The organism is Streptomyces sp. MNU89, assembly GCF_020982505.1.
GTDB lineage: Bacteria > Actinomycetota > Actinomycetes > Streptomycetales > Streptomycetaceae > Streptomyces > Streptomyces xinghaiensis.
Window position 1 is genome coordinate 4,511,352 of sequence record NZ_JAJKLL010000001.1, and the last position, 24,562, is coordinate 4,535,913.

The window sequence follows — 24,562 nt, forward strand, 5'->3', positions numbered from 1 at the left end:
CCCAGGCACCGTCCGTGGCCCGCCCGGTTCCCGGGCCGGGGGCCCCGCGGGCCCGTCCGGGCGCCGGGTACGGTCGGACACGTGCCCGAGAAGACCGTCGCCCCGTCCCCGCCCGAGCTGTTCACCAAGGAGTTCGCCGACGATCCGTACCCGGCGTACGCCTGGCTGCGCGAGCACAGCCCCGTGCACCGCACCACGCTGCCCAGCGGGGTGGAGGCCTGGCTCGTGACCCGGTACGCCGACGCCCGTCAGGCCCTGGCCGACGGGCGGTTGTCGAAGAACCCCGCGCACCACTCCGGGTCGGCGCGCGCCAAGGGCAAGACGGGCATTCCCGGTGAGCGCGGCGCCGACCTGATGACCCATCTGCTGAACATCGACCCGCCCGACCACACCCGGCTGCGCCGCCTCGTCTCCAAGGCGTTCACACCCCGCCGGGTGGCCGCCTTCGAGCCGCGCGTGCGGGAGCTGACGGACCGGCTCATCGACGGCTTCGCCGCCCGCGGGGAGGCCGATCTCATCCACGAGTTCGCGTTCCCGCTGCCCATCTACGCGATCTGCGATCTGCTGGGCGTCCCGCGCGAGGACCAGGACGACTTCCGCGACTGGGCGGGCATGATGATGCGCCACTCCGGGCCCGGCGGCGACCGGGCGCCGCGCGGCGGCGTGGGCCGGTCGGTCCGGAAGATGCGCGACTACCTCGCCGAGCTGATCCACCGCAAGCGGGCCGCGCTCGGACCGGTGGCCCGCCCCGGTGAGGACCTGATCTCCGGTCTGATCCGGGCGAGCGACCACGGCGAGCACCTCACCGAGGGAGAGGCCGCCGCCATGGCCTTCATCCTCCTGTTCGCCGGCTTCGAGACCACCGTGAACCTCATCGGCAACGGCATGTACACCCTGCTCCGCCAACCCGGCCCGCGCGAGCGGCTCCAGCGCTCACTGGCCGCCGGCGAGACGGAGCTGCTGGCCACCGGGGTCGAGGAACTGCTGCGCTACGACGGCCCGGTGGAGCTGGCGACCTGGCGCTACGCCTCCGAGCCGACCGTCATCGGCGGGCAGCGCATCGACGCCGGCGACCCGGTGCTGGTGGTGCTCGCCGCCGCCGACCGCGACCCGGCGCGCTTCACGGACCCGGACACCCCGGACCTCTCCCGCACCGACAACCCGCACCTCGGCTACGGCCACGGCATCCACTACTGTCTCGGGGCCCCGCTCGCCCGGCTGGAGGCGCGCACCGCGCTGGCGACCCTGCTGCGCAGGCTCCCGGATCTCCGGCTGGCGGCCGATCCGGCGGAGTTGCGATGGCGCGGCGGACTGATCATGCGCGGTCTGCGTACCCTGCCGGTGGAGTTCGCCCCTGTGCCCGTACCGGACCCGGGGGAAACACGCCGCACCTGACGTGGCATCATTCGTGATCTTTGCGTGATCTCCACTACATCGACTTGTGACGCGCCTCCGGTGCCCGCTATTTTTCGGCGGGACTTGACCTTCGGCCCTCGACGAAAGGCCCTTCATGCTTTCCGGCAACGGCAGACACCGCAAACCCCGTCAGGCTCCTGCCCTTCTCGTCACGGCGGGCGTGGCCGGCGCGGGGATCGCGATGCCGCTGCTCGGCGCGACGGGCGCGCAGGCCGCCGACGCCGGCACCTGGGACAAGGTCGCCGAGTGCGAGAGCGGCGGCCTGTGGAGCGCGGACACCGGCAACGGCTACTACGGCGGGCTGCAGTTCACCCAGCAGACGTGGGAGCAGTACGGGGGGCTGGACTACGCGCCCAGCGCCGACCAGGCCAGCCGCAATGCGCAGATCGCCGTCGCGGAGAAGGTCCTCGCGGCCGTCGGTCCGAGCGCCTGGCCGAAGTGCGGTGCGGACGCGGGCCTCACCGCGAAGGGCAAGGCGGCGGACGCGGCCTCCGAAGACTCCGAGGCCGCGGGCGGAGAGCAGTCGGGCGGTCTGCTCGGCGGCCTGCTGGAGATCGGCGGTTCCGGTGACGACGCCGACGGCTCAGGCGCCGGGGACTCCGCGCCCGGGCAGGGCGGCGAGTCCGCCGCGCCGTCGGACGAGGAGGAGCCGGGCGAGGGCCTCCTTGACCTGGGGCTGTCCGGCACCGCCGACGAGAAGGCCCCCTCGAAGAGTGGCAAGCACCGCGGCGGGCCCGCGCCGGAGGAGACCGCGGCGGAGTCCGGGAGCGAGGACGGGGACCGCGCGTCCGGGCGCCACGCCTCCCGTGACGACGCGGCGGCCGACCGCGGTACCGAGCGCACGTCGCCGGAGCCCGGCCCCTACGCCGTGCTTCCGGACGCCGTCTACGGTGGCGCGGCGGATGACCGTTCGGTGTCGGGTGAGTGGACGTACTCCGCGAACGCCGCGACGTGGTCGGCGCGGCCCGCGCTCTGATCCGTCCCCGCGGCGGCCGGGCGCGCACCGTCCCGCGGGACGCGGGGCACCGGCTCCGGCCGCTCCGGGCCGGGGCGGCAGCACACCGGTGCGGCGCGCGGTCCCTGCGTCCCATCGGATGAACCGGGGCCACCGGCCGCCCTCTTCGCCGTCCCGGCCGTCACCTGCGACAACGGCGGTACGGACGACGGTGCGGGAGGTAAGTGACGGTGTGTCGGGTTATGTCCCGTCAGTGACGATGTGCTTAACGTCTTATCGCTCGCCGCCAGCGGGCACCCCCGACCACCACGCCGAGTCCTGCCGGTGGCCGGAGGGCAGTCGCCGCGCAAGCGCCGTAGGCAGGAGCGGGGGACCCAGGTAAGTGCCGTGAGGACCGCCCGCGCGGACCGACCGGCTAGGGGTGAAGCCCAGTGCGGGAGCACTCGGCAGGGCCGCTCACAGCCCCAACCCGACAGCTCACCTCGCAGGCGTCGGTGAGAGAGACGTTTCATGCTGCGTACCGGTTACAAGGGCAGGCACCGCCGCCCCGCCCCGCCCAAGTCACGTCGTATCGTCACGTTCGCCGGCGCTGCCGGCACCGCCGCGGCCATCCCGCTCGTGGGCACCGCCGACACCGCCTCCGCCGCCTCCGTCGACACCTGGGAGGCCGTGGCCCAGTGCGAGTCCAGCGGCAACTGGAAGATCAACACCGGCAACGGCCACTACGGCGGGCTGCAGTTCAAGCAGTCCAGCTGGAAGGCCGCGGGCGGGCTGCGCTACGCCCCGCGCGCCGACCTCGCCACCAAGGAAGAGCAGATCGCGACCGCCGAACGGCTGCTCGCCATGCAGGGCCCGGGCGCCTGGACCTGCGCCGGGGCGGGCGGGCTGAAGGCGGGCGGCCCCGCCCCCGGCGTCGCCCCGCTCACCGGACTCGGCCGGGACGCCGGCGAGCAGGAGCAGGCCGCGCCGCGGCAGGAGCGGTCCGCGGACGCGCCCGCCGCCCGGGCGGAGCAGCGGGACGCGGCTGGGGCGCCGAAGACCGGGGAAGCCGCCGGGGCGGGGAAGAAGTCTGCTCCCGAGCTGGTCGACGGCAAGTACGAGGTCGTCGAGGGCGACACCCTCTCCGAGATCGCCGAGACCCTGGGGATCAAGGGCGGCTGGCAGAAGCTCTACGCCATGAACCGGGACAAGATCGACGCCCCGGACGTCATCTACCCCGGCCAGCTCCTCAGGCTGAGCTGACCGCCCCGCAGGGCCGCCCCGCTCCGGGCGGCACGGCACCGGCCCGGCACGCCCCCGGCGGCGCCGGGCCGGTGCCTTTCCGTTCCCGGCGCCACGGCGCCCCCGGGCACCTCTTCGAGCCACCTCATCCGAGGTGATTGCCCCCTCAATGCCGGATTTCGGATGTCTTTTCGTCTCGCCGGACGGGCGGTCGGCCGACCCCGGCCCCCCGGCCGGTTAGGCTCGTGGCGCAGAGCCGTTCGCGGCGAGAAAGACACTGCGATCCAGCGTCACATTCCCAGAAGGAGATGCTCGTGCCGTCCATCGACGTCGTCGTAGCCCGGGAAATCCTCGACTCGCGAGGCAACCCAACGGTCGAGGTCGAGGTCGGCCTCGACGACGGCAGCACCGGCCGTGCTGCCGTCCCCTCCGGTGCCTCCACCGGTGCGTTCGAGGCCCTCGAGCTCCGTGACGGCGACAAGAACCGCTACGGCGGCAAGGGTGTGGAGAAGGCCGTCCTCGCGGTCATCGAGCAGATCGGCCCGGAGCTCGTCGGCTACGACGCCACCGAGCAGCGGCTGATCGACCAGGCGATGTTCGACCTGGACGCCACCCCCGACAAGTCCTCGCTCGGCGCCAACGCCATCCTCGGCGTCTCGCTCGCCGTGGCGCACGCCGCCTCGGAGGCGTCCGACCTGCCGCTCTTCCGCTACCTCGGCGGCCCGAACGCCCACCTGCTGCCGGTCCCGATGATGAACATCCTGAACGGCGGCTCGCACGCCGACTCCAACGTGGACATCCAGGAGTTCATGATCGCCCCCATCGGCGCGGAGTCCTTCTCCGAGGCGGTGCGCTGGGGTGCGGAGGTCTACCACACCCTCAAGACCGTCCTGAAGGAGCGCGGCCTGGGCACCGGCCTGGGCGACGAGGGCGGCTTCGCCCCGAACCTCGGCTCCAACCGCGAGGCCCTGGACCTCATCGTGGAGGCCATCCGCAAGGCCGGTTACGAGCCGGGCCAGGACATCGCCCTGGCGCTCGACGTGGCCGCCACCGAGTTCCACAAGGACGGCTCCTACTCCTTCGAGGGCAAGTCCCTCTCGGCCGCCGAGATGACCGACTACTACGCCGAGCTCGTCGCCGCGTACCCGCTGGTCTCCATCGAGGACCCGCTGAACGAGGAGGACTGGGAGGGCTGGAAGACCCTCACCGAGAAGCTCGGCGACAAGGTGCAGATCGTCGGTGACGACCTGTTCGTCACCAATCCCGAGCGCCTCGCCCGCGGTATCGAGAGCGACACCGCCAACGCGCTCCTGGTGAAGGTGAACCAGATCGGCTCGCTGACCGAGACCCTGGACGCCGTCGAGCTGGCCCAGCGCAGCGGCTACAAGTGCATGATGTCCCACCGCTCCGGCGAGACCGAGGACGTCACCATCGCCGACCTGGCCGTCGCCACCAACTGCGGCCAGATCAAGACCGGTGCACCGGCCCGCTCCGAGCGCGTCGCCAAGTACAACCAGCTGCTGCGCATCGAGGAGATCCTCGACGACGCCGCGGTGTACGCCGGCCGCTCCGCGTTCCCGCGCTTCGGCCGCTAGCCCCGGCAGTACGCCAGTACGTCAGTACGTCATGTCCCCGGCCCGGTCCCGTACCGTGGCCGGGGACGTGACGCAACGGACGACAGGGGAGGCGAGCGTGGCCGCGGACCGCGACAGGGGTGCCCCCGCCGGCGGTGGGGCGAGGTTGTCCGGCTTTTCCCCCTTTTCCCAGCCGGGCTCGACCGCGACCCGGCTCCGGGCCCTCGGCGAGCAGGCCGCCGCCCGGGTCTACCGGGCCCGGCCCCAGCGCCGCAACCGGCTGACGGGCCGGGCCGCGCTGCTGGCGCTGGTCGTGTGCACGCTGGTCGTCGCCCTCGCCTATCCGATGCGGCAGTGGGTCTCGCAGCAGTCGGAGATCGCCGAACAGCAGCGCCGCGCCGAGGAGGCGCGGGCGGCGGTCGAGGAGCTGCGCGACCTCAAGGCCCGCTGGCAGGACGACGCCTACGCCGAGCGGCAGCTGCGCGAGCGGCTGCACTACGTACGCCCGGGCGAGACCGGCTACATCGTGCCGCGGGGCGCGGACGGCGCCGGGGAGGAGGCCGGGCAGGACGACGACGGCGACGAGCTCCCCTGGTACCGGAAGCTGTGGAGCGACGTCGACCGGGCGGACTCCGGCGGCTGACGCACCCGGGGCGGCCCGGGCCCTCCCGCCGTCTCCCCGTCTCGTCCCGCCCTCCTTGTTCCCTCCGAACTTCCCGCCCGAACTTCCCACCCGAACCGACCGAAGAGATCCGCACCGGCATGGACACGCCCCCTCCTCAGACCGCGCCCACCGCACCCACCGAGGCCGACATCGCGGCGTTCCGCGAGCAGCTCGGCCGCCCGCCCCGCGGTTTGCGGGCCATCGCGCACCGCTGTCCCTGCGGGCGGCCCGACGTGGTCGAGACGGCGCCGCGGCTGGAGGACGGCACCCCGTTCCCCACGCTGTACTACCTGACCTGCCCGCGCGCCGCCTCCGCGATCGGCACGCTGGAGGCGGAGGGCGTGATGAAGGAGATGACGGCCCGGCTCGCCGAGGACGAGGAGCTGGCCGCCGCCTACCGCGCCGCGCACGAGGACTACATCGCCCGCCGTGACGCCGTCGAGGTCCTCCGGGGCTTTCCCAGCGCGGGCGGTATGCCGGACCGGGTGAAGTGCCTGCATGTCCTGGTCGCCCACTCGCTGGCCGCCGGCCCGGGCGTCAACCCGCTGGGTGACGAGGCGATCGCCCTGCTGCCGGAGTGGTGGCGCAAGGGCCCGTGCGTGAGCCCGGGCGAACCGGCCGCCGCCGGCCCGGGGGCGCCGGAGGGGGCGCGGGAGCAGGGGAGCGCCGCGGAAGGGGAGACCGCATGACCCGCGTGGCCGCGATCGACTGCGGAACGAACTCCATCCGGCTGCTGGTCGCCGACGTCGACCCGGCCACCGGCGAACTCACGGACCTCGACCGGCGGATGACGATCGTCCGGCTCGGCCAGGGCGTGGACCGCACCGGCCGGCTGGCGCCGGAGGCCCTGGAGCGCACCTTCGCCGCCTGCCGCGAGTACGCCGATGCCATCCGCTCACTGGGCGCCGGGCCGCTCCGCTTCGTCGCCACCTCCGCCTCCCGCGACGCCGAGAACCGGGACGACTTCGTGCGCGGGGTCCGCGACATCCTGGGCGTCGAGCCGGAGGTCGTCACCGGGGACCAGGAGGCGGAGTTCTCCTTCACCGGCGCGACCCGGGAGCTGGCCGGGCGGCGGGATCTGGAGACTCCATACCTGGTGGTGGACATCGGCGGCGGCTCCACCGAGTTCGTCGTCGGCGCCGAGCGGGTGCGCGCCGCGCGCTCCGTCGACATCGGCTGCGTCCGGATGACCGAACGCCATCTGGTGCGGGACGGCGCGGTCGCCGACCCGCCGTCGCGGGAGCAGATCGCGGCCATACGGGCCGACGTCGACGCCGCGCTCGACCTGGCCGGGCGGACGGTGCCGCTGCGCGAGGCCCGGACGCTGGTGGGGCTGGCCGGCTCCGTCACCACCGTGGCCGCGATCGCGCTGGGACTGCCGGAGTACGACTCGGCGGCCATCCACCACTCCCGCGTCCCCGTGGAGCGGGTCCGCGAGGTCACCGAGCGGCTGCTGGGCTCGACGCACGCCGAGCGCGCCGCGATCCCGGTGATGCACCCGGGCCGGGTGGACGTGATCGGCGCGGGTGCCCTGGTGCTGCTGGCGGTCATGGAACGGACCGGCGCCGCGGAGGTCGTCGTCAGCGAACACGACATCCTGGACGGCATCGCCTGGTCTCTGGTGGCCGACGCGGGATGACCGGCGGAGCGGCTACAGGTTGCGGTAGACGTCCCGCCGGTCGCTCACCTTGACGACGAGGACGACGAGTTCACCGTCGTTGATCTGGTACGCGACCCTGTAGTTGCCCACTCGGAGCCGGTAGAGCCCCGAGGGGCCGGTGAGCTTCTTGATGTCGGCGTCCTCGCGGTAGGGGTCGTCGCCGAGCGCGGTCAGTGCGGTCAGGATGCGCATGGCTTCGAGTCGGCTGATGGCCCGGAGCTGTCGCTGTGCTGCCGTGGTGAACCGGAACGCGTACTTCACGCGGCGCCTTCACCGCGCTCGCTGAACAGGTCCGCCAGCAGCTCGGCCATCGAAACGGTGGGCTCGTCGTCGGCCAGAACTGCTTCCGCCTCGCGGGCCAGCATGACGTCGGCCGCCTCTTCCAGCGCTTCGAAGTCGGTGATCGGCACGACTGCGGCAACCGGGGCACCGTTGCGTGTGATGACGGTCGGAGTGCCTTCCTCGGCCTGGTTGATGTATTGCGCGAGATGCGCGCGTGCTTCCCTGACGGTCGCGGTGTTCTCGGTCATGGACCGAGTGTACGCATTCTCGTGTACACAACGTAAGGATCCCGCTCGTGAGCCATCCTCGACGGCATCGCCTGGTCCGTGGCGCAGGCGTCGCGTCGACGGCCGGTTTCCCTGGGCCGGGACCGGGTCGGTGGCCCGCCTCCGGAGCAGGTGCCCGGCTCTCTCCTGAGCTGGGCGCGCATCGGGTGAGCGGCCTCGGTGGGGCCCTGCGGGGAGGGCGCGCGACCTGGCGAAAAAGAGTTCGTGAAACTCTTCACATGAAAAAGTGGCGGTGAATGCGTCCGGGCGGCTGATAAACCCCGGATAAGGGCGCGCGGAGCCTCCGAGACGAAGGTGTGCGAGGCCCGGGCGGTGGGGTGCCGGAGTGGCCGCTCCGCGGCGGTCCACTCGTCCCGGAGTGCACAACCGCAGCTCACGGGGGGTTTCGCGGAGGCCGGGCCGGTTGGTGGTCCGCCCGGAATGTCGGGTCTTCCGCGGCAGGGGGCGGAGTGTAACACAGGGCTGAGGAGTCCTTGTGAAGGGCCTCACGAGCACCCCCCTCCGGAGTGCTGGATACTCGAATCATGAGCACCACGGAGCGTCCACGGATCCTCGTAGTAGGCGGCGGTTACGTCGGCCTGTACGCGGCGCGCCGCATTCTCAAGAAGATGCGGTACGGCGAGGCGACAGTCACGGTCGTCGACCCGCGCTCGTACATGACGTACCAGCCCTTCCTCCCCGAAGCCGCAGCCGGCAGCATCTCCCCGCGCCACGTCGTGGTCCCGCTGCGGCGCGTGCTCCCCAAGGCGGAGGTCCTGACGGGCCGCGTCACGACCATCGACCAGGACCGGAAGGTCGCCACGGTCACGCCGCTCGTCGGCGAGGCCTACGAGCTGCCCTTCGACTACCTGATCGTGGCGCTCGGCGCCGTCTCCCGGACCTTCCCGATCCCCGGCCTGGCCGAGCAGGGCATCGGCATGAAGGGCGTGGAGGAGGCCATCGGCCTCCGCAACCACGTCCTGGAGCAGCTCGACAAGGCCGACTCCACGACCGACGAGGAGGTCCGCCGCAAGGCGCTGACCTTCGTCTTCGTCGGCGGCGGCTTCGCCGGCGCGGAGACCGTGGGCGAGGTCGAGGACATGGCCCGCGACGCGGCGAAGTACTACCCGAACGTCTCCCGCGAGGACATGCGGTTCGTGCTCGTCGACGCCGCCGACAAGATCCTCCCGGAGGTCGGCCCCGAGCTCGGCAAGTGGGGTCTGGAGCACCTCCGGAAGCGCGGTGTCGAGGTCTACCTGCAGACCTCCCTGGAGTCCTGCGTCGACGGCCACGTCGTGCTCAAGAACGGCCTGGAGGTCGACTCCGGCACCCTCGTCTGGACCGCCGGCGTCAAGCCCAACCCGGCGCTGGCCCGCTACGGCCTGCCGCTCGGCCCGCGCGGCCACGTCGACGCGGAGGCCACGCTCCAGGTCAAGGGCAGCGGCCACATCTGGGCCGCGGGCGACAACGCCCAGGTGCCGGACCTCGCCGCCCGCGCCGAGGGCGTCGAGAACGCCTGGTGCCCGCCGTCCGCGCAGCACGCGCTGCGCCAGGCCCGGGTCCTCGGCGACAACGTCATCTCCGCGCTGCGGGGCTTCCCGCAGAAGGAGTACAAGCACGCCAACAAGGGCGCGGTCGCCGGTCTGGGCCTGCACAAGGGCGTCGCGGTGATCCGGCTCGGCAAGCGCGTGAAGATCAAGGTCAAGGGCCGCGCCGCCTGGTACTTCCACCGCACGTACCACGGCATGGCCGTGCCGACCTGGAACCGCAAGATCCGGGTCTTCGCCGACTGGACCCTGCAGACGTTCCTCAAGCGCGAGGTCGTGTCCCTCGGTGCGATGGAGAACCCCCGCGAGGAGTTCTACGAGGCCGCCCGCCCGGCGCCCGCCCCTCCGACGCCCGGCCCGTGACGGCCGAGTCGCCGGAGAAGGCCGAGCGTTCCGAGAAGGCCAGGGCCTCCTGACCGCGCGGGGCCCGGCCCCGCGAACAGCAGAAACAGCAGCCCGAAGGGGCGTCCGCCGAATCCGTGGGGCGGACGCCCCTTCGGCGTTCCCGGACCGCGGTCGCCGCTCCGTGGTCACTCGGCCCGGGCGCGCCGGACCTCCGTCCCGGCCGCACTGCCCCCGCCTCTGTCCCGCAGGGGTCTGGGATTCGGGCGGGCCCGGTGCTTCCGTAGAGACGTAGACGTTCACCGCTCCCGCCCACGGAGGTGTATGAGACATGGCCGACGCCGCGCGGCGGCTCACCGCACTCGCCGAGGAACTGCTGGGCACCCCGTTCCCCCTGCGGATCCGGGCCTGGGACGGCAGCGAGGACGGCCCGCCCGGCGCGCCCGTCCTCTCCGTACGCCACCGGCGGGCGCTGCGCCGGTTCCTCTGGTGTCCGGGCGAACTCGGCCTGGCCCGCGCCTGGGTGGCCGGTGAGCTGGACATCCTCGGCGATCTCTACGAAGGGATGGACCGGCTGTCCGGCCTGTTCTGGGAGCGTGGCGCGGGCCCGGGCGGCGGTGTCCGCGGCGCCCTGGGCGCTGCCGCGGCCCTGCGCGACCCGCGGACCCGGGCCGCCGTCCGCGAGCTCGTGACGCTGGCCGGCCCCGGGCTGCCCCCGCCGCCGCCCCGCGAGGAGGCGCGCCGCCTGCGCGGCGGGCCGCTGCACAGCCCGCGCCGCGACCGCCGGGCCGTCAGCCACCACTACGACGTCGGCAACGACTTCTACGCCCTCGTCCTGGGCCCGTCCATGGTGTACTCCTGCGCCTACTGGACGGAGGGCGCGGACCTGGAGACGGCCCAGCGCGACAAGCTCGACCTCGTCTGCCGCAAGCTGGCGCTGCGCCCCGGGTCCCGGCTGCTGGACGTCGGCTGCGGCTGGGGCGCGCTGGTGCTGCACGCGGCGCGCGAATACGGGGTGCGCGCCGTCGGGATCACCCTGTCCTCCGAGCAGGCCGCCCACGCCCGCAAGTGGATCGCCGAGGAAGGCCTGGCGGACCGGGTGGAGATCCGGGTGCAGGACTACCGCGAGGTCCCCGACGGCCCGTACGACGCCATCGCCTCGATCGGCATGGCCGAGCACGTCGGCTCGGCGCGCTACCGGGCGTACGCCGGCGTACTCCACGGGCTGCTGCGCCCCGGCGGCCGGCTGCTCAACCACCAGATCGCCCGCCGCCCGCAGCCCGACGAGGAGGAGTACCGCATCGACGAGTTCATCGACGCCTACGTCTTCCCGGACGGCGAGCTGGCCCCGGTCGGCTCCACCGTCTCCCGCCTGGAGGAGGCCGGCTTCGAGGTGCGCGACGTGGAGGCGATCCGCGAGCACTACGCGCTGACGCTCCGTCAGTGGGTGGCGCGTCTGGAACGGGACTGGCCGCGGGCCCTGCGCATGGTCTCGCCCGGTCGCGCCCGGGTCTGGCGGCTCTACATGGCCGCGTCCGCGCTCTCCTTCGAACGGAACCGGATCGGCGTCAACCAGATCCTCGCCGTCCGCACCCCGGAGGGCGGCACCTCGGGCCTCCCGCTGCGCCCCCGGGCGTGGACGGAGACCTGAACGGCGGCTCCGGCGGCATCCGGCACCGACCGCACCGGGCCCCGTTCGCGACGGCTGTACGTCGCGAACGGGGCCCGGTGCCGGTGCCCGCCCCACGGGGGCGGGGTCCCGCCGCTACTCCGCTTTGATCGCCTCCAGCGCGTTCAGCTTCGCCGCCCGCCGCGCCGGCCACAGCGCGGCCAGGACACCGACGAGTCCGGCCAGGGCCAGGAAGGCGCCGATCCGCTCCCACGGGACGGTCATGGTGTACGTCTCCATCGACTCGGTGATGGACGTCCCGGCGGCCCAGGCGAGGAAGACCCCGAGTCCGATGCCGAGCACGGCACCGAAGAGCGAGATCACGATCGACTCCAGCCGGATCATCCGCTTGACCCGCGAGCGGTCCATGCCGATCGCCCGCAACATCCCGATCTCGTGCTTCCGTTCGAAGACCGACATGGCCAGGGTGTTGATCACTCCGAGGACCGCGATGATCACGGCCATCGCCAGCAGGCCGTAGAGCATGTTGAGGATCAGGCTGATCACGCCGCTGATCTCCTCGCTGATGGCCCGCTTGTCCTGGATCCGGATCGCCGGGTTCTTGCCGAGCGCCTCGGTGATGGTCTCCTCGGCCTGCGCGGAGGGACCGTCCTTCATCTTCACCATCACCTGGAAGTCGGTGATCTCCTGCAGATGCGGATCGACCACGCCCGTGGTGACGAAGAAGCCGTCGATCATCTCGTTGCCGGTGTAGACGCCCGCGACCTCGAGCTTCTCGGTCTTGCCGTCGTCGAACTCGTAGGTGAAGGTGTCACCGGTCGCGATCCCGGCCGCCTCGGCGGTCTTGTGGTCGACGACCGCGCGGCGTCCTCCGAGGCGGTCCAGCGAGCCGCTGCTGAAGTCGAGGGAGAGCACCTGGCCGATGGACGCCGGGTCGACCCCGGTCATCCCCACCCATTCGTCGTTCACCGTGCCGTACGCGGCGCGCATCGGGCTGGTGGCCGCGACCTCCGGCATTCCGTCCAGCTTCTCGCGCACGTCGGGGGAGAGCCCGGTGTAACTCGCCATGCTCACCGCGTAGTCGGCCTTCATCAGCCCCACGGCCATCTTGTCGACGGCGCTCTGCACCGAGGTGGCGACCACCGTCAGACCGGTGACCAGGGTGAGCCCGATCATCAGCGCGGAGGCGGTGGAGGCGGTGCGGCGCGGATTACGCAGCGAGTTGAGCCGGGCCAGCTTGCCGGCCGTGCCGAAACGGTCCAGCAGGGGCGCGGCAGCGGCGATGACCGGGCGGGACAGCAGCGGCGTCAGCACGATCACCCCGACCATCATCGTCGCCGAACCGGCCGCCAGGAGCTGGTTCTTGTCCTGGGTGACGCCGAGGAAGAGGAGCGCCCCGCCGATGGCGGTGATGCCCGCGCCGATGCTGTTGCGCACCACCAGTCCGCGGGTCGTCGGGGTGGCGTGCACGCTGTTCATCGCGGCCACCGGCGGCACCTTCGCGGCCCGCCGGCCGGGCAGCCAGGCCGCCAGCATGGTCACCACCACACCGATCACCAGAGCGATCAGCGGGGTCTGCGGGGCGATGACGAGCGGCCCGTCCGGGATGGTCGCCCCCACCGCGCCGATGCCGGCGCGCATGCCGACGGCGATGCCGAGACCGGCCACGAAACCGAGGACGGCGGCCACCAGGCCGACGAGGAACGCCTCGATGAGCACCGAACGGGTCACCTGGCGGCGGGAGGCGCCGATGGCGCGCATCAGCGCGACTTCCCGGGTGCGCTGGGCGACGAGCATGGTGAAGGTGTTGGCGATGATGAAGATGCCGACGAAGAGGGCGACGGCCGCGAAGTAGAGCAGGACGTTGCCCATCTCCTCGGTCTCCGCGGTGATCTGGCGCGCCTGCTCGTCGGAGAGGACCTTGCCGGTGACGGCCTCGGTGCCCTTCGGCAGGATCTCCTCGACCGCCGCCTTGAGCTCGGTCTGCGAGGTGCCGGCCGCGGCCTGGACGGTGATCTCGTCGTATCCGTCGGCTCCGCCGAACAGGTCGAGGGCCGTGTCGTTGTCGAAGAGCACCAGGGTGCCGCCGGCCGCGACGTTGCCGTCCGAGGTGTCGAAGATCCCGGTGACCTCGGGCGTCCGGACCGGTCCGTCGACGGAGAGCCGTACGGTGTCGCCGGTGCGGTAGCCGGTGCGCTCGGCGGTGCGGCGGTCGAGGGCCACCTCGTCACCGGTCTCCGGGGCGCGGCCGTCGGTGAAGGTGTAGCGGGGGTCCTCGCCGTCCGGGCCGGGGTGGTGGTTGCCGCCGAGGGTGGACCAGCCCTCGCCGACGAGCTTGCCGTCCTTGCCGGCGAGCGCGGTGAAGTCGGAGACGGCGGCCGTGGCCGACGCGGCGCCGGGCAGCTCCTCGGCCTTCTTCAGCAGGGCGTCGTCGAGCCGGGGCTCCTCCTCGCCGGCCGCGACGCTGCCCCACCGGATGGCGACGGAAACGTGGTCGAAGCTCTTGGCGGAGCTCTTCTTGAAGGCGTCACCGATGGTGTCGGTGAAGGTCAGGGTGCCGGAGACGAAGGCGACGCCGAGAAGGACGGCGAGCACGGTCATCAGCAGCCTGGCCTTGTGCGCGAGCACATTGCGCAGGGCGGTACGGAGCATGGTCCTGTCAATCCTGGTGAGGGTGGGCGGGACGGCCCGCGGGCCGGGGAGGTTCACACACTGCTCCCGCACGGCGGCGCACGGCGGGGCGCGCGGTGGGGGCGCGGCTGATCGGGCGGTGGCGGCGGTTCAGGCGCCGGTGCCGCCCGCCCCGGTGGGCAGGGTGCGCATCCGGTCGAGCACGGCCTCGGCCGTCGGGTTCTCCAGCTCGTCGACGATGCGTCCGTCGGCGAGGAAGACGACGCGGTCGGCGTAGGCGGCGGCGACCGGGTCGTGGGTGACCATCACGACCGTCTGGCCCAGCTCGCGCACGGAGTTGCGGAGAAAGCCCAGCACCTCGGCGCCGGAGCGGGAGTCGAGGTTGCCGGTCGGCTCGTCCGCGAAGATGATCTCGGGGCGGCTCGCGAGCGCGCGGGCGACGGCCACGCGCTGCTGCTGGCCGCCGGACAGTTCGGTCGGCCGGTGCTTGAGACGGCCCTCCAGGCCGACGGTCTTCACGACCCGGTCGAGCCACTCCGGGTCGGGCTTGCGGCCCGCGATGTCCATGGGGAGAGTGATGTTCTCCAGGGCGTTGAGAGTGGGCAGCAGGTTGAACGCCTGGAAGATGAAACCGATCTTGTCCCGGCGGAGCTGCGTGAGCTGCTTGTCCTTGAGGGATGCCAGTTCGGTGTCGCCGATGCGGGCGGAGCCGGCGGATATCGAGTCCAGCCCGGCCACGCAGTGCATCAGCGTCGACTTGCCGGAGCCCGACGGGCCCATGATCGCGGTGAACTCGCCCCGGTGGAAGTCGGCGGAGACCCCGTCGAGCGCGACCACCTGCGTCTCCCCCTGGCCGTAGACCTTGGTGAGGTCCGTGGCGCGGGCGGCGACCGTGGTGGGGCGGGTGGCGGTCCGGGCACCTTTGATGCTGGTGGTCACGGGGAACTGCTCCTGTCTGCATGCGTTCGGGCCATCGGCTGGGACGCCCGGGGACCCCACCATCGTCGCGGCCGGAACAGCCCCTGGGATCACCCCGCGTACCCGTTTCCGTGGCCCCCCAGGGAGGTACTGCGGGGGCCGCTGTCATACCTGGGGATGACGGGATGTGCCGGAGGGCGGCCGGGGGCAGTCGAGATCGCGTCAATTCCGGGCACCCCGGACCGAGCCGGACGCGGTGCCCCGCAGGGACCAGCAGCAGGTTCTCGCCACCCCGGTTCTGATGGACCTTCAGCTGCCCATAAAATCAGACAACCACCCTTCGGGAACGGGCTGTTCAGCACCGCGCACCCGGATAGGCTCGGAGGGCGCCATGGGGGGACCGCGAGCCGCTGGGAGCGGTCCCGCAAGCCTGACCAGCCCCATTGGCATCGTCATGGGGGATCCCGCCCGGATGGTGGAATGCAGACACGGTGAGCTTAAACCTCACTGGCCTAGAAGGCCGTGCCGGTTCAAGTCCGGCTCCGGGCACCCCCTGTCCCCCGGTCCGAGGGGGGGAGAAGCGGCGGAGAACCGGCCTCCGGGTCCGCTGCCGGGGATGCGGCGGGAACGCCGTCGGTCACTTCCGTCCCCAGAGCGAGCACACCCTCCCCGTGGACAGGCGGCCGGTGCGCCCCTCGGCCGGCCCCGCGCGTGATGTGAGCAACGGTCACCGGCAGCCGGGTGCCCTCGCCGGCGCCCCGGCAGCACGCTGAGGACCGTCGGCTCCGGACCCCGCCCCGCGCTGGCGGTCCTCAGGAGGCCGCGGGATCGTCCCGCCATCCGTCGCTGTGCAGAAAACCCTGGATGGTGCGCCGCCGCCCGGCGTGCTCCCGGACCCGCTCCGCGTACTGCTCCTCCTCGACGGCGGGAATGCCCGCCCGGTGGAGGACCGACAGGGGAGGAGCGGGAAGTTCCCGTTCGGCCCGGGCGAAGAACTGGCCCCGCAGGGTGTCCAGCACCTGGTCCAGAGCCGCCAGCAGAGGGCCGGTCGCCGAGGGGTCGGGACGGGCGGAGGGCGCCGCTCCGGCGTGCAGCAGCAGCAAGGCGTCGTCGAGGGCCGCGATGGCACGGGAGGGCGCCTTGGAGCGCGAGGCCGAGTGGAAGTAGTGGACGACCGGATAGGCCAGATGCTGCTCGCCCATGCGCAGCAGGGGAGCGGTCAGGGAGACCAGGTGCTGGTTGAACATGGAGCTGAAAGCCGTACCCGTCCATCCTGCGGAGACGATGCGGGCGGCATCCCGGCCAAGGGCGTGAATCTGTTCGGCGAGCACGCGCTTGTGGACGACGGCCTCGACCACCTGGACCAGATACGTGATGGACAGGGTCACCAGGAAGAGCCCCGAGAGGGTGGCGGCGGTGGTGGCCCCCTGCGCCCAGGGGTTGCCCGGCACGTAGTCGCCGGTGCCCAGGGTGAACACGGTGTAGCCCGTGTAGTACACCCGGGTCCAGGCGTCGGCGGGCTCGGCGGTGCGGGAGGCGACCACAGCGGTGTCCTCGGCGGTGAAGACCAGCCACCACCCCGTCCACAGCAGCACCGTCCAGCTGAGGAAGGTGGCCACGAGCGTCACCGTGCCGGTCAGCTCCAGCAGCCTGCCGCCACGGGGAGCCCTGGTGTGCAGGGCCAGCAGCACCCGCCACACTCCTGCGGCCACCCGGCCGCTGACCGGCCCGGTGCCCGTGGCCATGGACAGCGACGTCACCACGGCGTCGGCGAGCGCCAGCGCGGCCAGAGCACAGCCGCCGAGAAGCAGCAGCGTGTTCACTCCGCGGCCTCCGGTCCGCGGCGGGCGGTCTTGCGGTAGAGCGCCAGGCCCGGGGCCGTGGTCACGCCGTGCGCGACGGTGCTGGCGGTCACGACCAGAGTGCCGGCGGCCAGGACGACCGGGTCGGCGCCGAGCCGGTGGGCCTCCAGGGTCAGGTAGAACAGCGCCGAGACGCCGATGGGCCCGAACCAGCCCAGGAAGAGGGCGTCACGCCAGCTGAGCCGGAGCGGTCGCTTCAGGGCCAGCAGGACCGGCAGCCGGCGCAGCAGCAGCACACCGAGGACCAGCAGGACGGCGCGCCACCAGCCCAGCTCCCCCCACTCGCGCCAGGGGATCATGGCGCCCAGCACCGTGAACAGCGGCAGGACCAGCAGGCGGTTGACCGACTCGTCCACCTTGTCGTCCTCGGTGCGGTCACGCGCGGAACTCGTCGCGTTGAAGGCCAGGCCGCCGGTGAACACGGTGAGGATGCCGTCGAGCCGGAGCAGCCCGGACGCGCCGAGCAGGACCAGGGCCAGCAGCAGGGTGTAGAGGAGCAGAGGACCGGAGCCCACGGTGCCCTCGCGCTCCGCCCAGCGCAGCGCTCTGCCGGCGAGCAGGCCGGCCGTCGCTCCGAGGACGACCGCGCCGAGAACCTGCCACAGGGACTCCAGGAGTGCGTCGGTGCCCGAGAGGGGCCCGGCGATCGCCACCGCGGCCAGCACCAGGGGCAGCGCGAGGCCGTCGTTGGAACCGGACTCGAGGGAGAGCAGCTGCCGGGTCCGCTCGGTGATGCCCTTCTCGGCCGGCTCTCCGGTGACCACGCTCGAGGCCAGGACCGGGTCGGTCGGGCACAGCGCCGCACCCAGCAGCACCGCCGTGCCCAGGCCGACGCCGAGGGCGGCGGCCGACACCGCCGTGGTGAGCAGCGCCATCCCGGCCATCGCGACGACGAGGAGGACGGCCACCGGCCGGACCCGCGACCGGGCCGCGCGGAACGGATAGCGCAGGGCCACGGCCATCACCGACAACGCCAGCAGCAGGCGGGAGAACTCGTGCAGCTCCTTGTGCCCCTCCACCACGGTGGGCAGGTCGATGACTCCCAGCACTTCCGGGCCGAAGAGGATTCCGGTCAGCAGTGCGAGCAGCGGCCCGCTCAGCGGCAGGCGGTGGATGAGAGCGGAGCCGGCGGCCACCGCCAGGGCCAGGGCACCGGTGATTGTCAGCAGAAGGTCCAGCACGTGCATCCGGCTTCCCATTCCTGGTCTCGGTATGTTCCCCGGTGGTTCATCCGGCGGGCACCGTGATGACGGGGGCCGGAGCCGGCCGGACGGGGCCGGGCCCGGGTGGCGCGTCACCGCCGGGAGCCAGGCGTACCCGGCGGGGGCCGGCACCACGCCCCGGCGCGTGCCGCCCTCGGCCACCCGGGTGTGCCGGGACGGGGACGGTGCCCGTATCGTCCCGCCGGACCGGAGAAGCGCGGGGGGACCGCCGGCCGGCGGGGCGCGCCGGACTCGGGCAGGCCCGGTCCGGGCGTGACCGGGCGCACACCGGCCACCGGGCTCCCCGGTCCGGTGGCGTCGGAAAGGCGTGAGGCCGCCCTTCCGGCCGCTTCCGGCGCAAGTCCGGGAATCTGACGGGGAAAAACCTTCGCACTCCCGGTGTGCCGCCGGGTGTCATCGCGGGAATGTGTATCCGGGCGACGCCGTTGACGGTGTCGCCTGCAAAGATCCTCCCTGAGCACTAGGGTGATTTTTTTGCTAACCCATTACTCTTGAGGCAAGGTCGCGCAGGGCGGCCACGGAGGAGTGAGATGAGGAGCAGCAACCCGGTCTTCTCGCGACGGGGATTCAGCCGCGACAACGGTTACGCGGGCTTCAACGCGGCACCGCAGGCCGGGGGCCCCGCCGCTGTCCAGACCGGCAACCCGTACGCGGGCACCAACCCGTACGCACAGCCGACCCAGCAGATGCACGGCGCGCCGCCGCAGGCCGACCGGATGACGATGGACGACGTCGTCATGCGGACCGGCATGACGCTCGGCACCGTCGTCGTCGGTGCCGCCGTCGCGTGGCTCATGGAGATGCCGCTCGGCCTGGCCATCGGCGCCGCGCTGATCGCGATGGTCCTCGGGCTGATCCAGGCGTTCAAGCGCAAGCCGTCCCCGCCGCTGATCCTGGCGTACGCGGCCTTCGAGGGCCTCTTCCTCGGGGCGCTCAGCGGCGCGATCAACGAGCAGTTCGAAGGCGCGCCGATGCAGGCGGTGCTCGGCACGATGGCGGTCTTCGCCGGTGTGCTCATCGCCTACAAGACGCGGATCATCCGGGTCACGCAGCGGTTCTACCGCTTCGTGATGGCGGCCGCGATCGGCTTCGTGCTGCTGACCGCCGTCAACCTGCTGTTCATGGTCTTCGCGGGCGGTGACGGCCTCGGCTTCCGCAGCGGTGGCCTGGGCATCGTCTTCGGCATCGTCGGCATCGTTCTCGGCGCCGCCTTCCTCGCCCTCGACTTCAAGCAGGTCGAGGACGGCCTGGCCTACGGCGCTCCGCGCGAGGAGTCCTGGCTGGCGGCGTTCGGCCTCACGCTGACCCTGGTGTGGATCTACCTGGAGATGCTGCGGCTGATCGCGATCCTGCGCGGAGACTGACGTTCCCGCGGCGGGCGGTGCGAACCGCCCCCGAGCGGCGCGAGTGACACGTGACACGACGAGGGGTCCGGAGGCGGAAAGCCTCCGGACCCCTTTCGCGTTCTCGCGCCGCCGCGTTTCCTGTCGTCGCGCCGGGCGTGCCGGACGGGGGACGGACCTACGGGGGACGGACCTCCCTCAGAGAAGCTTGCGCGCGGCTCGCCTCAGGTCGTGTTCGTGAATGATCGCTTTGGCATGGCCGTAGGCGAGATTGTGCTCGCCCCGCAGCCAGCTGACCTTTTCCTCGAAGCGGAAGAGCGCGGGGCCTTCGTCGACGGTGCGCAGCCAGTCGGCGATATCGCGGCCGGTGCAATGGGGGATGCGGGAGAGCAGGTTCCGGTGAGTCTCTTCCGAGAAGACTTGGGACATCGGCGCCTCCGGGCGGTTCCAATGCTGGTCCTTCACGTCACCGTGCCTGAGCGTTCGTCCCTTGGCAATGGTCCGGAAGGCCCCATACGCTTCCGGCGTGCTGGATGTAACGCCCCTGGAGACCGCCGTCGACCGGCTCGCCGACCGCCTGCGCGCCGCGCCCCGGAGCCGGCTGCGCCGCGGCGCGGCGGCGCAAGGGCTGGAGCTGGCCCGCGAGTTGGCGGTGCGCGCCCAGCGGATCGAGTTTCCCGGCCGGGAGCCGCTGGTGATGCCGGAGGCGGGGCTGTTCACGGTGGCCGACCAGGTCGCCGTCGCGGGACACGACCTGGCGGCGGCCCTGCGCGGTGCGGACGGCGGTACGGGCGGCGTCGGTACGGACGGCGGGGGCGCGGACGCGGTCGCGGCGGAGCTGTCCGAGGCGGTGGCGCTCGTCAGGGCGGCGGCGCAGCGCTGCGGCTGCTGAGCCCCGGGCCTTCGGGCCCGCTCCGCCCGGGTGGCGCGCCGTCAGAGCGAGGCGATGACCCGGTCCGCGAGGACGTAGATGCTCTCCTGGCCGCAGGCGAACGTCAGGGCGTACGCGCCGGAGACGCCCGAGCCGCCGAGCAGGAACGGGACGGTGCCCTCCTGCAGGGCCGCCACCAGGTGCTCCGCGGTCTCGCGGTGCCCCGGGGTCATGCAGACCGTCGTGCCGTCGGCGAAGACGTAGACGTCGAGTGTGCCGAGCGGGCCGGGGCGGACGTCCACCAGGGGTATGCCGTCCTCGGCCAGTTCCGCGAGGAGCGCGATGGTGCGTTCGTGGTGGGCCGTGGCCGAGGTGTGAGGGGTGAAGTCCGGGTGGGAGGGGTGGCGGCGGCGGGCGGCGGCCAGCTCCGGGGACTCGGCCGGCTCCTCGATCTCCACGTCCGCGTCGTCCTCCTCGCCGGCGTCGAGGGCGCTCAGGGAGTCCGCGGCGAGGAAGGACTCCAGGCCGGTCGGGTCGGGCTGGCGGGGAGGAGGCCCGGGCCGTCCTCGCCGTATCCGGTGAGGCCGCTGAGCAGGGTGGCGTCGGCGGCGTCACGGGCCTCCTGGGCGGCCCAGAAGGCGCGGGCCTCGGCGAGTTCGCGCTCCCGCTCCTCGGCAAGGGCCTGGGTGACGGCCGTCCGTATCTCCTCGGCGGGTGTGGGGCGGGGGGAGGGCAGCTGTGCGGCGGTGCGGTCGGTGGCGGCCAGTTCGGCCCGCAGGGCCGTGATCTGCCGGCGCACACCGTGAGCGGCGTGCAGGGCCGCGGCTCCCGCGGCCGTGGCGGCGGACGCGGCCAGCAGCAGGGCGATGGACATGGCGCTCACTGACGTTCTCCCGGAATCGACGGCTCCCCAAGAATTCCTACCTCAGCTTGATGGTGGCTCCGCCCGGATGTCAGTGCGGAACCTCACCAAACGGACGGCCGGCGTTGCCGATACGTTTCTGCTTCAACCGTCTGAGCTGCGGTAACGGCGTCTCCGGGGAGGTAGATCACATCCTGGGGGAGATTAGGTCACGACGGGGTCAGCCGGGTGGCCGCGGCCGCACCGTCCGTGACCGGCTTCCGTTTCGGCCGCCGCGCGGCCGCGGAGTCCGCCGCCGAGGCGGGGCGTGCCTTCCGTTTCGCGGAGTGCGCCGCTGTCCCCCGGCGGTCCGTGCTCCGCCTTCCGCTTTCCGGACCGGCCGGCCCGCCCGCCGCAACGGACGGGGCCGCACCGCGGTCCCCCGTGGTGCGGCCCCGTCCTCGTGCCGGTCCGGTCCGGCCGGTCGCCGGTCGCCGGTCGCCGGCCCCGTCCGGCTCAGCTCAGGCGCTCGATGATCATCGCCATGCCCTGGCCGCCGCCGACGCACATCGTCTCCAGGCCGAACTGCTTGTCGTGCCACTGCAGGGAGTTGATGAGCGTGCCGGTGATCCGGGCGCCCGTCATGCCGAACGGGTGGCCGACGGCGATGGCGCCGCCGTTGACGTTGAGCCGGTCCAGGTCGATGCCCAGGTCCTGGTAGGAGGGGATGACCTGCGCGGCGAACGCCTCGTTGATCTCGACGAGGTCGATGTCGCCGATGGAGAGCCCGGCCCGGCGCAGCGCCTGCTTGCTGGCCTCGACCGGCCCGTAGCCCATGATCTCCGGGGACAGGCCGGAGACGCCGGTGGAGACGATCCGGGCGAGCGGCGTCAGACCCAGCTCGCGCGCCTTGGTGTCGGACATGATCACCAGGGCGGCGGCGCCGTCGTTCAGCGGGCAGCAGTTGCCGGCCGTCACCAGTCCGTCGGGGCGGAAGACGGGCTTGAGACCCGAGACGCCCTCCAGCGTGACGCCCGCGCGGGGGCCGTCGTCCTTGGCCACGACGGTGCCGTCCGGGGTGGTGACCGGAGTGATCTCCCGCTCCCAGAAGCCGTTCTTGATGGCTTCCTCGGCGAGGTTCTGCGAGCGCACGCCGAACTCGTCCATCTCCTGGCGGGTGACGCCCTTGAGGCGCGCCAGGTTCTCGGCGGTCTGGCCCATCGAGATGTACGCGTCGGGGATCAGGCCGTCCTCGCGCGGGTCGTGCCAGTCGGTGCCCTCCTGCTCGGCGCGCGCGGCGGTGCGGGCCTGCGCCTCGTCGAACAGCGGGTTCTGGGTGCCGGGCATCCCGTCCGAGGTGCCGTTGACCTGGCGCGAGACCGTCTCGACGCCCGCCGAGACGAAGACGTCGCCCTCACCGGCCTTGATGGCGTGCAGGGCCATCCGGGAGGTCTGGAGGGAGGAGGAGCAGTAGCGGGTGACGGTGCAGCCCGGCAGGTGGTCCATACCCATCTGCACGGCGACGATCCGGCCCAGGTTGTGGCCCTGCTCGCCGCCGGGGAGGCCGCAGCCGAGCATCAGGTCGTCGATGTCGTGCGGGTCGAGCTCCGGGACCTTGGCGAGCGCGGCCTGAATGATCGTGGCGGTCAGGTCGTCCGGGCGGACGTCCTTGAGCGAGCCCTTGAAGGCCCGGCCGATCGGGGAGCGGGCGGCTGAGACGATCACGGCTTCGGGCATCACGGCTCCAAGAGGGGGCGAGAAGGCAGGACTGAGTGGGAAGTTACCTCCACGTACAGCCCGGGTCACGGTCTGAGGTGTGTGACACCGGCCTCTTTTCTAAGCGCTTGCTCAGCTCTTGCGGAAGGCCCGGACCAGCGCTTGTGCGGCTGCACCGCCCGGCCCGCGTCCCCTTGGTACGGGGGCACAGACGGCCCGTTCGGGGCAGGGCCCCGCCGTCCCCGCGGCTCCCCGGGTCCCCGTCGGCTCAGTACTCGCACCGGGCGCGCAGGGCACTCGTCCGCTCCGCCGGGTGGCCGGCCGCCGCCCCCGGCATCGCTCGGACGAGCGACCCGGCGACCGCCGGGCGGCGGTCAGCCGGCCACCCGTCCGGTCGCCCGGCCGGACGACCGCTCCGGCCCGCGCCCCGGCTTCGGGTCCGGCGCCCGCCCGGGCCCGCGCTCCGGCGTGCGTTCCGTCCCGTGTTCCGGCTCCCGCTCCGGCTCTCGCTCCGGCTCCGGGCCGGGCTGCCGTCCCCCGTCCGCCGCCGGGGTGTCGTCCTTCGGGAGCTGGCGCCGCCTCCGGTGCTTGAGCAGCGCCCACGGGCCGCGCGCCGGCCCCGCGCCCGCCGCCGTGCCCCCGGCCGCGGCCACCTCCGTACCACCCTCGGAAGCCGCCTGCGCCGCCGCCTGGGCGACCGGCAGGATGCCCTCGGCCCGCGAGACGTCCAGCCGCTCCTCCGGCCACAGCCCCAGCGCCGCGCACAGGGTCGGCAGCACGGCCATCGCGGCCGTGGCGTACCCCTCCGCCGAGGGGTGGTAGTTGTCCGGTCCGAACAGCTCGCGCGGGTTGGCCTCGAACTCCGGGCCCAGCAGGGAGCCGAGGGAGACCGTGCGGCCGCCCTGTTCGACCACGCCGATCGTCTGCGCCGCCGCGAGTTGCCGGCTGAGCCGGCGCGCCACCCAGCGCAGCGGCTGGTACACGGGTTCGATCGTGCCCAGGTCCGGGCAGGTGCCCACCACCACCTGGCAGCCGGCGTCCCGCAGCCGGCGCACGGCGTCCGAGAGCAGTCGTACGGACTGGGCGGCCGGCACCCGGTTGGTGACGTCGTTCGCACCGATCATGATCACGCAGGTGTGCGGGACCCGCTCCCGGTCCGCCAGCAGCAGCGACACCTGCCGGTCCAGATCCCCGGACATCGCCCCCGACAGCGCCAGATTGCGCAGCAGCACCGGCCGCTCGGCCACCGCCGCGAGCCCCGACGCGAGCAGCGCGCCCGGCGTCTCGCGCGCCCGGTGCACGCCCTGCCCGGCCGCCGTGGAGTCGCCGAGGAAGCCCAGCCGCAGCGGTTCCACGTCCGACAGCAGGGCGAACGAGGCTCCGTAACAGCCGTCCGCCCGCGGCGGCTCACCGTCCGGGACGCCGACCAGGCGCCGCGCCCAGCGCATCTCCGCCAGCAGCAGCCCGACGGCGGCGCCGCCCAGGAGCCCCGCGCCACCACCGCCGTAGGCCGCCGCGGCGGCGATGCGCCGCGCCACCCTCGCCCTGGACACCGACATCTCCGCCCCGCTTCCCGGCCGCCAACCGCTGGCACGCCTAC

At 72.8% G+C, this 24,562-nt stretch carries 20 protein-coding genes, 1 tRNA gene, 1 pseudogene and 1 riboswitch; of the genes and pseudogenes, 12 read left to right on the forward strand and 10 right to left on the reverse strand.

Features of this window, described 5'->3' with window-relative positions:
* Window positions 1-81: 81 nt before the first annotated feature.
* The 7 genes from E4N63_RS19415 (at window position 82) to E4N63_RS19445 (ending at window position 7,469) form a co-directional block, all read left to right on the forward strand.
* Window positions 82-1,395: a cytochrome P450 gene (locus E4N63_RS19415; RefSeq protein ID WP_230241304.1), complete on the forward strand. Its 1,314-nt coding sequence runs from the start codon at window positions 82-84 to the stop codon at window positions 1,393-1,395.
* Between the two features lie 181 nt (window positions 1,396-1,576).
* Complete coding sequence (locus E4N63_RS30680; protein WP_308188717.1) at window positions 1,577-2,392, forward strand: transglycosylase family protein; 816 nt, start codon at window positions 1,577-1,579, stop codon at window positions 2,390-2,392.
* Between the two features lie 320 nt (window positions 2,393-2,712).
* Window positions 2,713-2,877, forward strand: a riboswitch (cyclic di-AMP (ydaO/yuaA leader).
* A 4-nt stretch (window positions 2,878-2,881) separates the two neighbouring features.
* Window positions 2,882-3,613: a transglycosylase family protein gene (locus E4N63_RS19425; protein ID WP_230241305.1), complete on the forward strand. Its 732-nt coding sequence runs from the start codon at window positions 2,882-2,884 to the stop codon at window positions 3,611-3,613.
* Window positions 3,614-3,900: 287 nt separating this feature from the next.
* On the forward strand, window positions 3,901-5,187 hold the full coding sequence (gene eno, locus E4N63_RS19430) for a phosphopyruvate hydratase (RefSeq protein WP_125626728.1): 1,287 nt from the start codon (window positions 3,901-3,903) through the stop codon (window positions 5,185-5,187).
* A gap of 145 nt (window positions 5,188-5,332) precedes the next feature.
* Window positions 5,333-5,809: a septum formation initiator family protein gene (locus tag E4N63_RS19435; RefSeq protein WP_228429513.1), complete on the forward strand. Its 477-nt coding sequence runs from the start codon at window positions 5,333-5,335 to the stop codon at window positions 5,807-5,809.
* A gap of 119 nt (window positions 5,810-5,928) precedes the next feature.
* Window positions 5,929-6,519 (forward strand): DUF501 domain-containing protein, encoded by a 591-nt coding sequence (locus E4N63_RS19440; RefSeq protein WP_125625567.1) that lies wholly within the window; start codon window positions 5,929-5,931, stop codon window positions 6,517-6,519.
* The gene (locus E4N63_RS19445) at window positions 6,516-7,469 is read left to right on the forward strand and encodes a Ppx/GppA phosphatase family protein (protein WP_230241306.1); all 954 of its coding nucleotides are present in this window, start codon (window positions 6,516-6,518) and stop codon (window positions 7,467-7,469) included. The genes E4N63_RS19440 and E4N63_RS19445 overlap by 4 nt, the downstream gene beginning before the upstream one ends.
* Before the next feature lie 12 nt (window positions 7,470-7,481).
* Here E4N63_RS19445 and E4N63_RS19450 read toward each other — a convergent pair whose 3' ends face one another.
* Window positions 7,482-7,751 (reverse strand): type II toxin-antitoxin system RelE/ParE family toxin, encoded by a 270-nt coding sequence (locus E4N63_RS19450; RefSeq protein WP_125625565.1) that lies wholly within the window; start codon window positions 7,749-7,751, stop codon window positions 7,482-7,484.
* A complete protein-coding gene (locus E4N63_RS19455) occupies window positions 7,748-8,020 on the reverse strand; it encodes a type II toxin-antitoxin system Phd/YefM family antitoxin (protein ID WP_230241307.1) in 273 nt (90 codons plus the stop codon). The genes E4N63_RS19450 and E4N63_RS19455 overlap by 4 nt, the downstream gene beginning before the upstream one ends.
* 563 nt (window positions 8,021-8,583) lie before the next feature.
* On the opposite strand from E4N63_RS19455, the gene E4N63_RS19460 reads away from it, so the two are divergent.
* Together E4N63_RS19460 and E4N63_RS19465 are read left to right on the forward strand one after the other, a co-directional pair.
* Window positions 8,584-9,948, forward strand: coding sequence for an NAD(P)/FAD-dependent oxidoreductase (locus E4N63_RS19460; protein WP_230241308.1), 1,365 nt, complete (start codon window positions 8,584-8,586; stop codon window positions 9,946-9,948).
* 310 nt (window positions 9,949-10,258) lie between these two features.
* Window positions 10,259-11,578: a cyclopropane-fatty-acyl-phospholipid synthase family protein gene (locus tag E4N63_RS19465; RefSeq protein ID WP_230241309.1), complete on the forward strand. Its 1,320-nt coding sequence runs from the start codon at window positions 10,259-10,261 to the stop codon at window positions 11,576-11,578.
* 114 nt (window positions 11,579-11,692) lie between these two features.
* Here the strand turns inward: E4N63_RS19465 and E4N63_RS19470 are convergent, their stop codons facing one another.
* The gene (locus E4N63_RS19470) at window positions 11,693-14,209 is read right to left on the reverse strand and encodes an ABC transporter permease (protein ID WP_125625561.1); all 2,517 of its coding nucleotides are present in this window, start codon (window positions 14,207-14,209) and stop codon (window positions 11,693-11,695) included.
* Between the two features lie 129 nt (window positions 14,210-14,338).
* Entirely contained in the window at window positions 14,339-15,115 is a 777-nt protein-coding gene (locus E4N63_RS19475) for an ABC transporter ATP-binding protein (protein ID WP_230242562.1), read from the reverse strand.
* A gap of 457 nt (window positions 15,116-15,572) precedes the next feature.
* On the opposite strand from E4N63_RS19475, the gene E4N63_RS19480 reads away from it, so the two are divergent.
* Window positions 15,573-15,655, forward strand: a tRNA-Leu gene (locus E4N63_RS19480).
* A 263-nt stretch (window positions 15,656-15,918) separates the two neighbouring features.
* Here E4N63_RS19480 and E4N63_RS19485 read toward each other — a convergent pair.
* Together E4N63_RS19485 and E4N63_RS19490 are read right to left on the reverse strand one after the other, a co-directional pair.
* Window positions 15,919-16,929 carry a potassium channel family protein gene (locus E4N63_RS19485; RefSeq protein ID WP_230241310.1) on the reverse strand — a complete coding sequence of 337 codons (1,011 nt, stop codon included), beginning with the start codon at window positions 16,927-16,929 and terminating at the stop codon, window positions 15,919-15,921.
* On the reverse strand, window positions 16,926-18,155 hold the full coding sequence (locus tag E4N63_RS19490; RefSeq protein WP_230241311.1) for a cation:proton antiporter: 1,230 nt from the start codon (window positions 18,153-18,155) through the stop codon (window positions 16,926-16,928). Before E4N63_RS19490 ends, E4N63_RS19485 begins: the two co-directional genes overlap by 4 nt.
* Before the next feature lie 566 nt (window positions 18,156-18,721).
* Here E4N63_RS19490 and E4N63_RS19500 point away from each other — a divergent pair.
* On the forward strand, window positions 18,722-19,555 hold the full coding sequence (locus tag E4N63_RS19500; protein WP_230241312.1) for a Bax inhibitor-1/YccA family protein: 834 nt from the start codon (window positions 18,722-18,724) through the stop codon (window positions 19,553-19,555).
* Between the two features lie 177 nt (window positions 19,556-19,732).
* On the opposite strand, the gene E4N63_RS19505 is transcribed toward E4N63_RS19500, so the two are convergent.
* Complete coding sequence (locus E4N63_RS19505; protein WP_019711705.1) at window positions 19,733-19,963, reverse strand: DUF4287 domain-containing protein; 231 nt, start codon at window positions 19,961-19,963, stop codon at window positions 19,733-19,735.
* Window positions 19,964-20,060: 97 nt separating this feature from the next.
* Here E4N63_RS19505 and E4N63_RS19510 point away from each other — a divergent pair, with 97 nt between their 5' ends.
* Window positions 20,061-20,426: a hypothetical protein gene (locus tag E4N63_RS19510; RefSeq protein WP_125625557.1), complete on the forward strand. Its 366-nt coding sequence runs from the start codon at window positions 20,061-20,063 to the stop codon at window positions 20,424-20,426.
* A gap of 41 nt (window positions 20,427-20,467) precedes the next feature.
* Here the strand turns inward: E4N63_RS19510 and E4N63_RS19515 are convergent.
* The 3 genes and pseudogenes from E4N63_RS19515 to E4N63_RS19525 all read right to left on the reverse strand — a co-directional run bounded on the left by E4N63_RS19515 (window position 20,468) and on the right by E4N63_RS19525 (window position 24,521).
* Window positions 20,468-21,279: pseudogene (locus tag E4N63_RS19515) on the reverse strand (hypothetical protein).
* A 483-nt stretch (window positions 21,280-21,762) separates the two neighbouring features.
* On the reverse strand, window positions 21,763-22,983 hold the full coding sequence (locus E4N63_RS19520; RefSeq protein WP_125626114.1) for an acetyl-CoA C-acetyltransferase: 1,221 nt from the start codon (window positions 22,981-22,983) through the stop codon (window positions 21,763-21,765).
* 353 nt (window positions 22,984-23,336) lie between these two features.
* Window positions 23,337-24,521 carry an SGNH/GDSL hydrolase family protein gene (locus E4N63_RS19525; RefSeq protein WP_230241313.1) on the reverse strand — a complete coding sequence of 395 codons (1,185 nt, stop codon included), beginning with the start codon at window positions 24,519-24,521 and terminating at the stop codon, window positions 23,337-23,339.
* Window positions 24,522-24,562 lie beyond the last annotated feature (41 nt).